The organism is Gemmatimonadota bacterium, from assembly GCA_009838845.1.
Lineage (GTDB): Bacteria > Latescibacterota > UBA2968 > UBA2968 > UBA2968 > VXRD01.
On record VXRD01000092.1, the window covers coordinates 1,714 to 11,535 of the forward strand.

The following is a 9,822-nucleotide window of genomic DNA, read 5'->3' on the forward strand; positions in this document are numbered from 1 at the left end:
ATTCAAGACGTCATGATCACCATTGACGAAAAACTCGACCGATCGCCCATTTCTCGCTAAGCCACCTCCACCTCCGCAAACCATCTCGGATTGACGGACAACCTCACACCTTAGAAATAAAAGGACATCCCATGTTGGCAAAACTCATCGGCATCGTGCTCATCATCATCGGCGGCATTTTCGCCATCCAGGTTCTCTTCCCGCTCATCGGCTCTCTATTTGAGCTAATCTTTCTCCTGCTCAAACTCGCCATCGCCGTTATATGTATTGGGATCGGTTATCGCTTGATCAAAAGAGACTGACGGAAAAATCCGTCTTGTCACAACCACGATAATAGCTATAAATGAATTACCTTAACGAATGGAGAAAAAAGTGAAAACACAGGATCAAAACCTGATTCGCGCATCCCTCTCGGGTGACCGCCGGGCATTTGAAACGCTCTACCACAAATATCAAAGTCAGATCTACGGCACCCTCGCACAGCGCATTTCAGACCGCGACACCATTGACGACCTGATGCAAGACACATTTTTTCGCGCCTATCGCTCGCTACACACATTCAAAGGCCAGGCAGCATTTTCGACCTGGCTCACGCAAATTGCCCTCAACGTCTATCGCTCGCACCTGCGCTCGCAGCAAGTGCGGCAAAACTGGGTCTATCAAACCGAAGACCCCGAAGTCGTACACAACGTCCTCCGCGACCTCATACCCGGCGCGCTACCAGACCAGATCGTAGAAAAACGCGAACGCATACAATTGGTCCACAAAAGCATACAAAACTTGCCCGAACGCTATCGCAAAGCCATGTGGCTGCGCTACGTCATGGACTGGTCCTACGAAGAAATCACACAGGCGCTTCGCGTTCCGCTTGGAACCGTGAAAACCTGGCTCTGCCGCGCCCGCCGCCAACTCAAAAGCGAATTTCGCAAACTCGGTTTACAACCCGGATAAGAAATAACTCTTGCTTTTCGCCCCTTGCGTGGACAAATTTAGGAACATAAAGATCAGTTGATAGAACGCGCAACTTTCAGTCCGATTTCTGGAGGTTAATATGCAGGCATGGTGGACAGAACTCGCGCCTCTCAATCAGGCATTCTATGGCTGTGCTGTCTTCTTCACCCTTTTGTTTCTCTGGCAATTTATCACAACACTCATCGGCCTGGGCGATTCCGCGGACGTCATGGACCATGACGGCTTCAATGCCAACGATGCGGGGCCAGATGTCGATAATAGTCCTTATGATCACGGTACCGCCACCTTTCAACTGCTCTCACTGCGCTCTGTGATCGCCTTTGGCATGCTCTTTGGATGGGCAGGCGCACTCTATCTCGACTCGGGACATTCAACCGAAGATTCGGTCCTTCGCGGCCTCGTATGGGGCGGCGCGGGAATGGTCCTGGTTGCGTACTTCTTCTACAAAGTGCAACAACTCTCCGAATCGCATAACCGAAACCTATCGTCCTGCATCGGCAATGAAGGCGAAGTCTATATCGACATTCCCGAAAATGGCGCCGGTCAAATCCGCGTAATGGAAAGCGGGGCTGTCAACTACATCTCTGCGCGCAGCAGAGACGGGCAACCCATCCAGAACAAAACGCCGGTTCGCGTACTGCGAACACTCGACGTAACCACAGTTGAAGTCGAACCCATTTAATCCCGAACTTAAAGGAGGGACAATGCCCACCGAATTCATTCTCACCGTACTCCTGGCAGCCGTTGTATTATTGCTATTCCTCACATTCATCTCGCGTTACAAGCGCTGTCCATCCAACAAAATTCTCGTCATCTACGGCAAAACAGGAGGTGGCACAGCCGCAAAATGTGTACACGGCGGCGCAGCTTTTGTCCTGCCCCTATTGCAGGCCTACGACTACCTCGACCTCGAACCCTTTGTCGTACCCATTGACCTGGACAACGCGCTTTCACAGGAGAACATCCGCGTATCCGTCCCCACCACAGTCACAGCAGCCATCTCTAATCAGCCCGGCGTCATGCAAAACGCGGCCATCCGCCTTTTGGGCCTGTCCCGCGATCAAGTTCAGAGCCAGGCACAGGACATCATCCTCGGCCAGATGCGCGCAGTCATTGCAACCATGCAAATTGAAGAAATCAATCAGGACCGACAGGCATTCATGACCAAAGTAAATGATGCCGTCTCCACTGAAATGGAAAAAATTGGTCTGGCCGTTATCAACGTCAACATCAAAGACCTCGACGACGAAAGCGGCTACATCAAAGCCATCGGTCAAAAAGCAGCAGCCGAAGCCGTGAACCAGGCATCTATCGACGTGGCTGAACAAGAACGACACGGGCAGGTTGGCGTGGCCGAACGCGCACGTGACCGCCGTCGGGACGTCGCCGCAGCCGAATCAGAAGCCGAAGTTGGCGAAGCAGAAGCCGCGCGAAACAGACGACGACAGGTCGCCGCACTTGAATCAGAAGCTGAAATCGGCGAATCAGAGGCCGCGCGAGATAGACGACGACAAGTTGCCGCACTCGAATCAGAAGCCGAAATTGGCGAAGCACAGGCCGGGCGAGACAAACGCCAAAATGTCGCCGCTCTCGAAGCAGAAGCCGTACAATCAGAAACAGAAGCAGAAGCAAAAACAGCGGGCTATCGCGCGGGACAACGCGTGGCAGAAGAAGAAGCGCGGCGACAAGCAGAAGAAGCGACCAAAGCCACGGACGGCGCCATTCGCGTTGCCCAGGAAACCGCGGAAAAAGCAGCCGAAGACGCCCGAGCACTGCGCGAAGAAGCGCGCTTACGCGCAGAAATCGTCGTCCAAGCAGAAGCTGAAAAACAGCGGCAGGTCGTTCAAGCAGAAGCCGAAAAAGAACAGCGACGGCTTATTGCCGAAGGTGAAGCCGCTGCCATTCTCGCACAAAAACAGGCCGAAGCCGAAGGGACTCAGGCCATTCTCAACGCCAAAGCCGAAGGATACAGACAACTCGTTGAAGCATGTGGCAGCAACGACCAGGCAGCAGCAGCCTTTCTGATCATCGAACGCCTCACCGAAGTCGCCAACATCCAGGCCGAGGCCATTAGCAACTTGCCCATCGACAAAGTGATGGTCTGGGACAGCGGCAATGGCGAGAGTGGCATGTCCAACCTGGGACAACGCCTCATGGGTGCCATACCGCCCATGCACGATCTGGCGCGCCTGGCCGGGCTTGAATTACCCGAATTTTTGGGCAAAATGAACGGCGAACAAACGGCAGGGGAAAACGGCAAATCCGATAACTCAAAAGACGAATAGACGAGAAAAGCGCGAATAGACGAGAAAAGCGCGAATAGACGAGAAAAGCGCGAATAGACGAATAGACGAACCCCGCCCAACCACCCAAGGTTGTTACAAACTCCGTCGTTGATTCGTTGATTCGTTGATTCGTTGATTCGTTGATTCGTTGATTCGTTGATTCGTAAGATTCGTACAGCCATGACCAACACCCTGAACATAGCCACAGACATAGAATCTCGTTTCCAAATGGCGCTGCAACACGCACGCGGGGCAGCGCCAGGCTCGGGCGACTACAAAAAAGCGGTTGAACACCTCGAATACATTTTGTCTGTCGATGACCAGAGCGAGGAAATGGACCGCGTCTGTTTTTTGTTGGGCAGCCTGCTCGACGACTTTCCAGAAAACGCATCTCGAGCCATTGCCGTTTACCGCCGGGGTTTGGAAGCCGATCCCCTCTTTGCGCCCGGGCACAACAACCTGGGCGTTTTGCTCATGCAAGATGGGCAAATCCTATCGGCTCTTGGCGAATTTAAAATCGCCGTACACCTCGAACCCGATTACATGCTCCCCTATCGCAACCTCGCCCGATTGCTCTTTCAACACATGAGCCCGGCACAAATGGAACGCGAATACGCAAGCATCACCGAAGAATTTGGCGTTAGAGCATCGCTCATTCTCGCCCGCCTATCTCTCGAACTCATAGACCTTGGGCGCGCACAGGTCTATGAAAGCCTCTACACGCACGGTCACCGCATCAAAAACCTGATGGGGCTCTCCGGCAGCCGAATGCGTCGCGCCATACGCAATTTACCGCCAAATACCGACGGTTTGGATGATCTGAAAGACATCGCAAACGAACAAGAACACATCTACAGCCAATGGGTTGCCTACTTGCGGTCTATGAAACAAGACACTATGAATCCCGCGCTGGTCGATGTGTCCCAACTCATTGAAAAAATGACCCACAGACTCTCTGCACGAGCAGGGGACAAAGAACTCATCTTTGCCGCCGAACCTCATGTGCCTCAGGTAAAAGCGGACGCTGGCATGTTATCTGAAGCCGTCACAAACCTGACCCTCAACGCCATCGAAGCCGTTGAAAATAATGGCGTGGTGAGAGTACAGGTCGGTGCCGATACAGAGCGCAGTTCGGTTTATATTGAAGTGGAAGACAATGGCCCCGGCATTCCCGAAAATTTGCAAACCCGCATATTTGACCCCGGATTTTCAACGCGAGAAAGGGGCAATGGCTATGGGCTGAGTATATGCTCTCGCATTGCAGCGGCACACCGCGGTACGTTGCGCGTGATCAGTCGTCCGGGTGCAGGCGCGGTTTTTCGCATTGACCTACCCATCGATTTTGAAGTCTCAACACAACACGACAGCATTGGCCTGCAACACAACGTACCCGATACCTCGCGCGATCCAATAGCTGAAGAATTTATTCAATAAGACCCTCTCCCATGACTGAAATTATCGTTGCTGACGACCAGATAGAAGTCCTCGACATGCTGATTCGAAGCCTGCGGGAAGACACGCGCAAGGTCCATGCCTTCTCTACTGGACGCGAAGCTCTGGCATATCTGCAACAGCATCCCAATCAGATTGGCCTGGCCATTCTCGACCTCGATTACGGACCCGATGAACCCGATGGCCTCGAAATTTTGCCACAAATGCTCGAATCGGTTCCCGACCTGCCCGTCATTATGCTCACTGGACAAGGCACAATAGACACTGCCGTGGCTGCACTGCGATTGGGCGCAACAGACTTTATTGAAAAAGACTTTTATATCGAAGACAAAATCGAACTCAGCCTTGAAAAACTCGACCGCGTGTATCAAGCACTTAAGGAAAACGCCCAACTGCGGGCCGAAGTTCAGGACCTGGGGCGCGAAAACCAATTCTACCGAGACGAATTTGGCAAGCGTTATCAAATCATCGGCTCCAGCCCCAAACTCCAGCAAATCCTCCAGCGAGCGCAAACCGTAGCTCCCATCCCCCGGCCCGCGCTCATCACGGGAGAACCCGGCACGGGCAAAGAACTCGTCGCCGCGGCCATCCACTATGGCAGTGACCGCAAAGACCGTCCCTTTGTCAAAGTCAATTGCGCCGCCATTGCCGACCAATTGCTCGAAAGCGAACTTTTTGGACACGAAAAAGGGGCTTATACAGGCGCGACAGAAGCCCGCACGGGCAAATTTGAAGCCGCCAGTGGCGGCACCCTATTTCTCGATGAAATCGGCAACACCACCCCCGAATTTCAGCAAAATGTGTTGCGAGCCATTGAATATAGCGAAATTCAGCGCGTGGGCAGTGCGACACCCATCTTTGTCGATATTCGCGTTATTGCCGCCACGAATACCGACCTCGAAACGGAAATTGCCGAAGGTCGATTCCGCCAGGACCTCTACGACAGATTGCGCTTTGAAGTCTTGCACATGCCCCCGTTGCGCGAACGCCGAGAAGACATTCCCGCATTAGCCGATTATTTTGTCGCACAAATCGTCGAAGAAGTACCAGGCCTGCAAAAACGCGACTTTTCCGATGCGGCAACAGAACGCCTGATGACATATAGCTGGCCGGGCAATGTGCGCGAACTCAAATTTGCGGCCGAACGCGCGGCCTGTGTCGCCCGAGGGACAGAGATTGAACCGGGCGATTTGCCCCCCGAAGTTTCTCAACAAGCGCCCCAATCACCCGAATTGAACGACGGTTTTGAATCACAAGTGCAATCCTATGAACTGAGTCTATTGCGGCGCATTCTCGATAAAGTCTCCTGGAACCAGCGCGAAGCCGCCAAACAACTCAAACTCAGCTACGACCAATTTCGCCACCTGTACCGCAAATATAAACTCAACAAAGAAAAACCCTGATTGTTATGGCTCTCGACATCCCCGTTCGGGCAAATCTCCAATACCACCGCTGTCTCAACGACAGCATATCTTCCTGGGCGAGCCACCTGCCCATTTTGTTCCTCGCTTCATTTTTGGCAATACTCCTGAGTGCGGTATCGGGCACTTTGCTCCTGGGCAGCTTATATGCTGGCTTTGCCATCATGATCTTGCGCGCGCAGCAAGGAGCAAAACCCCGCATGCGAGATCTATTTGGGCAGATCATTCGTTTCGTCCGTTTTTTTTCGATGAACATTTTTATCTTCCTGTTTTTTATTCTCGGCTTCGTCCTCATTGTAGCACTGGTTTTTGTGAACAGTGATTTCTTTGCATTCCTGCTCAATGCATTCAAACAGGTCGTTGCCCGGGAAACGACCTGGGATATCCCCGCTGCACCAGAAAACATTGGAAGATTCTTAGAAGACAAAAATATTATTTATTATGCCGTCATTCCGGCAGCTTGCCTCTTATTTTTACCCGGCCTCATTTTTGTTGTCAAATGCTTCTACATCTATCTTCTGGCAGCAGACCGGGGGGTACACATCGATGAAGCCTATGTCGAAAGTCGCAAAGCCGTTGAACGCTACGGTTTTTTTCGCCACTGCGCGCTTATACTCACCGCGCTCGGAATTCTCGTAGGATCAGTCGCACTCACCGATAGCCTCATCGACAATACCTTCGCCCAACTCTGTGTCTTTGTTCTCTTTCAACCCCTCGCGCTCGGGATTTTTGCATCGGCCTACAACCAGACCCTCTGCGAAGAAGCGCGACAGTGGGAGAGCTACAAACAACAATTTTCGGAGATGCGCGATGAATTGCAAACAGCGCACGACATGCAAATGGGTCTATTGCCGCAATCCAGTCCCGACCTGCCTGGTTATACACTCGACGGAACCTGTATTCCCGCCAACAGCGTCGGCGGGGATTACTATACGTACCGCTGGTTGGATGAAGACAAAACAAAACTCGGCATCCTCGTTGCCGATGTCTCTGGCAAAGCCATGGAAGCAGCCGTGACCGCCGTGCGTTTCAATGAAATGCTCCGCTATGAATGCCAAAATCGCGTTGCACCAGCCGATATTCTCGACGGTCTTAATGACTCACTGGAAGGTCAGATTGACCAGGCCACATTTATTACCTGCTGCATCGCTGTACTCGACGTACCCACCGGCGAAGTCACGCTTGCAAGCGCAGGACACTGTCCTCCGGTCCATATTTCCAATCGCTCTCAATTTATCGACCTCGCGGGATATCCCCTTGGCATCCCGGCACTTATACGCCCCCAAACTCCCTATCGAGTTGAGCATTTAACACTCGCGCCCGGTGATCGCCTCGTGCTCTACTCCGACGGTGTTGTCGAAGCCCAAAATGCCAAACGCAACTTCTTTGACGACGACCGATTTATACGTTGTCTCGAACGCGCATCCATAGACCGGACACCCACAGACCTGATTGCCGACCTCGTCGCCGATGTCAAATCCTTTATTGGCAAAGCGCGGCGCACCGACGACATAACCCTCGTTATTCTCCAGCGCGATTTATCCCTTAACTCCTGACCCATCTCATGATGACCAACGACCGCTTCATACTCATACACTATCACGAAATTGGCCTCAAAGGCAAAAATCGGGGCAAATTTGAACGGCGTCTGATGACCAACATCAACCGCGCACTCAAAGACGTACCCTGCGGAAAGCTCGAGCGTCTATCGGGCCGCATGATGCTCGCACTCACCTCAGAATCGCCGATAGATGTAATCCGAGAACGACTCTCAAAAGTCTTTGGCATCGCCAACTTTTCCGAAGCAGTCGTGGCCAAACGCAATATCGAAGCCATTCGAGAAACTACCTGGGCACTTGCACAAAAAGCCGACTTTCAATCCTTCAAAATTGTCACCAGACGCGGCGACAAAACCTTTCCGCTCAATTCGGATCAAATCAACCGGGATGTGGGCAAACATATTCAAACCCTGTCCGGTGCCCGCGTCCTGATGGATAACCCAGACCTCACCTGCTTTATTGAAATTGCCCCACAACGCATATTTATCTACGCTGAAAAAATTCCGGCACCAGGGGGTTTGCCCGTCGGTTCCAATGAAAGCGCTGTAAGCCTCATCTCCTCGGGCATTGACTCACCCGTGGCTTCTTACAAAATTATGAAACGCGGTGTCAAACTGACTTATGTGCATTTTCACAGTCAGCCCTATACCAATCGCAATTCCCAGCGCAACACCGAAGACCTCGTGCGACTCCTCACCCGGCATCAATACGTGTCGGACCTGTACCTGGTGCCATTTGTCGAAATTCAACGCCACATCATGATGCGAGCACCTGCGAGCTATCGCGTCATTCTCTACCGCCGCGCCATGCTGCGCATTGCAGAAGTCGTTGCCCAAAAAGTCGATGCCCTCGCACTTGTCACTGGCGAAAACGTCGGGCAGGTCGCCTCGCAAACCCTGTCGAACATGCGCGTCATCGAAGAAGTGACCCCGCTACCCATCTTGCGTCCATTAGCCGGTGACAACAAAGAAGAAATCATCAATGAAGCACGGCGCATTGGCACATATCAAATCTCCATCGAACCCTATGAAGATTGTTGTTCTGTCTTTGTACCCAAACACCCCGAAACGCGCGCCAATTTGGAAAAAGTCCGCGAAATCGAATCCACGCTCAACCTCGCCCCCCTCATCGAACAAACCCTTGAACAAACCGAACGCAAAACATTCAAATTTTAGCATACTCATTTTGTACCTCCCACCTTCTCTTGCCAGACCTCCAGCCCCTGGTATGCTTCAAAAATCGCCTCAATCAAATACCGAATCGCCGCACTAAAATAGCGCCCTCGCCGCCACGCCACACCGATCTCGCGGCTAAATGCCACCCTCTCTACATCCACCACCTTTAACGCCCCGGCATCCAGGGACTCCTGCACAGTTAGCATAGGCAAAAACGAAATCCCAACACCGACCTCCACCAGCTTACGCATTGCCTCTGGGCTTCGCATCTCCATCACCACGCCGGGAGACACGCCCGCTTCTGCAAATCGCTCATCCACAATTTTGCGCGATATGGAATCCGTGTGAAATAGGATCAAAGGCTCTTGCACCACCTCTTGCAAAGTCGCGCTTTCTCGCGCGGCAAAAGGATGAGATGCCCCCACCACAAGCGGCATAGAATCCCGATAAATCGACACCGTCTCCACGCGCGGATGATCATAAGGCAGCGAAATAACCGCAAACTCAGAGCGATTCATCAGCAGATCATCTACCAGATAGCGCGATGGTGCTACCTGTGCAGACAGAGAAACACTGGGATAAGCACGCCTGTAATCCTTCAAAATATCCGGCAACAAATACGTCACAGCCGCATCAATTGCGCCAAACTGAAACCCCTCCCCCGGCAACACATCGCGCCGCTGCAAGTGGTCTTCTACCTCTTCGACCAGATCCTGAATCTGCATCGCATAGTTCACCAGCGTGCGCCCTTCCATTGTCAGCGCCACGCGCTTACCACCCCGGTTAAAAAGCCTCACCCCCATTGTCTTTTCCAATTCAGCAATACCACTGCTCACCGTTGGCTGAGTCACATGCATCTCCCGTGCTGCCTGACTAAAACTCCCGGTTTGTGCAACAGACAAAAAATAGCGCAAATGATAAAGATTCATATCTCGCTCCAATTCAAAATACAATCTAT

General features: G+C 52.4%; 8 protein-coding genes. 7 read left to right on the plus strand and 1 reads right to left on the minus strand.

Translation table 11 applies throughout. The features are described from left to right. Positions 1-360 precede the first annotated feature (360 nt). The 7 genes from F4Y39_11870 (at position 361) to thiI (ending at position 8,864) form a co-directional block, all read left to right on the plus strand. Positions 361-951, plus strand: a complete 591-nt coding sequence (locus tag F4Y39_11870) for a sigma-70 family RNA polymerase sigma factor (GenBank protein MYC14415.1) — start codon at positions 361-363, stop codon at positions 949-951. A gap of 100 nt (positions 952-1,051) precedes the next feature. Next, positions 1,052-1,654: a hypothetical protein gene (locus F4Y39_11875; GenBank protein ID MYC14416.1), complete on the plus strand. Its 603-nt coding sequence runs from the start codon at positions 1,052-1,054 to the stop codon at positions 1,652-1,654. 22 nt (positions 1,655-1,676) lie between these two features. Then, positions 1,677-3,257 carry a flotillin family protein gene (locus F4Y39_11880; protein ID MYC14417.1) on the plus strand — a complete coding sequence of 527 codons (1,581 nt, stop codon included), beginning with the start codon at positions 1,677-1,679 and terminating at the stop codon, positions 3,255-3,257. 180 nt (positions 3,258-3,437) lie between these two features. Beyond that, the gene (locus tag F4Y39_11885) at positions 3,438-4,691 is read left to right on the plus strand and encodes a HAMP domain-containing histidine kinase (protein MYC14418.1); all 1,254 of its coding nucleotides are present in this window, start codon (positions 3,438-3,440) and stop codon (positions 4,689-4,691) included. 11 nt (positions 4,692-4,702) lie between these two features. After that, the gene (locus tag F4Y39_11890; GenBank protein ID MYC14419.1) at positions 4,703-6,112 is read left to right on the plus strand and encodes a sigma-54-dependent Fis family transcriptional regulator; all 1,410 of its coding nucleotides are present in this window, start codon (positions 4,703-4,705) and stop codon (positions 6,110-6,112) included. A gap of 5 nt (positions 6,113-6,117) precedes the next feature. Continuing rightward, on the plus strand, positions 6,118-7,686 hold the full coding sequence (locus tag F4Y39_11895; protein ID MYC14420.1) for a serine/threonine-protein phosphatase: 1,569 nt from the start codon (positions 6,118-6,120) through the stop codon (positions 7,684-7,686). An 8-nt stretch (positions 7,687-7,694) separates the two neighbouring features. Beyond that, positions 7,695-8,864 carry a tRNA 4-thiouridine(8) synthase ThiI gene (gene thiI / locus F4Y39_11900; protein ID MYC14421.1) on the plus strand — a complete coding sequence of 390 codons (1,170 nt, stop codon included), beginning with the start codon at positions 7,695-7,697 and terminating at the stop codon, positions 8,862-8,864. A gap of 5 nt (positions 8,865-8,869) precedes the next feature. On the opposite strand, the gene F4Y39_11905 is transcribed toward thiI, so the two are convergent. Beyond that, a complete protein-coding gene (locus tag F4Y39_11905; protein MYC14422.1) occupies positions 8,870-9,793 on the minus strand; it encodes a LysR family transcriptional regulator in 924 nt (307 codons plus the stop codon). Between the last annotated feature and the right edge of the window lie 29 nt (positions 9,794-9,822).

Bases quoted from the DNA above. Each gene is read 5' to 3' on its own strand.
- F4Y39_11870 (MYC14415.1), top strand. From the start codon at position 361: ATGGAGAAAAAAGTGAAAACACAGGATCAAAACCTGATTCGCGCATCC.
- F4Y39_11875 (MYC14416.1), top strand. From the start codon at position 1,052: ATGCAGGCATGGTGGACAGAACTCGCGCCTCTCAATCAGGCATTCTAT.
- F4Y39_11880 (MYC14417.1), top strand. From the start codon at position 1,677: ATGCCCACCGAATTCATTCTCACCGTACTCCTGGCAGCCGTTGTATTA.
- F4Y39_11885 (MYC14418.1), top strand. From the start codon at position 3,438: ATGACCAACACCCTGAACATAGCCACAGACATAGAATCTCGTTTCCAA.
- F4Y39_11890 (MYC14419.1), top strand. From the start codon at position 4,703: ATGACTGAAATTATCGTTGCTGACGACCAGATAGAAGTCCTCGACATG.
- F4Y39_11895 (MYC14420.1), top strand. From the start codon at position 6,118: ATGGCTCTCGACATCCCCGTTCGGGCAAATCTCCAATACCACCGCTGT.
- thiI (MYC14421.1), top strand. From the start codon at position 7,695: ATGATGACCAACGACCGCTTCATACTCATACACTATCACGAAATTGGC.
- F4Y39_11905 (MYC14422.1), bottom strand. From the start codon at position 9,793: ATGAATCTTTATCATTTGCGCTATTTTTTGTCTGTTGCACAAACCGGG.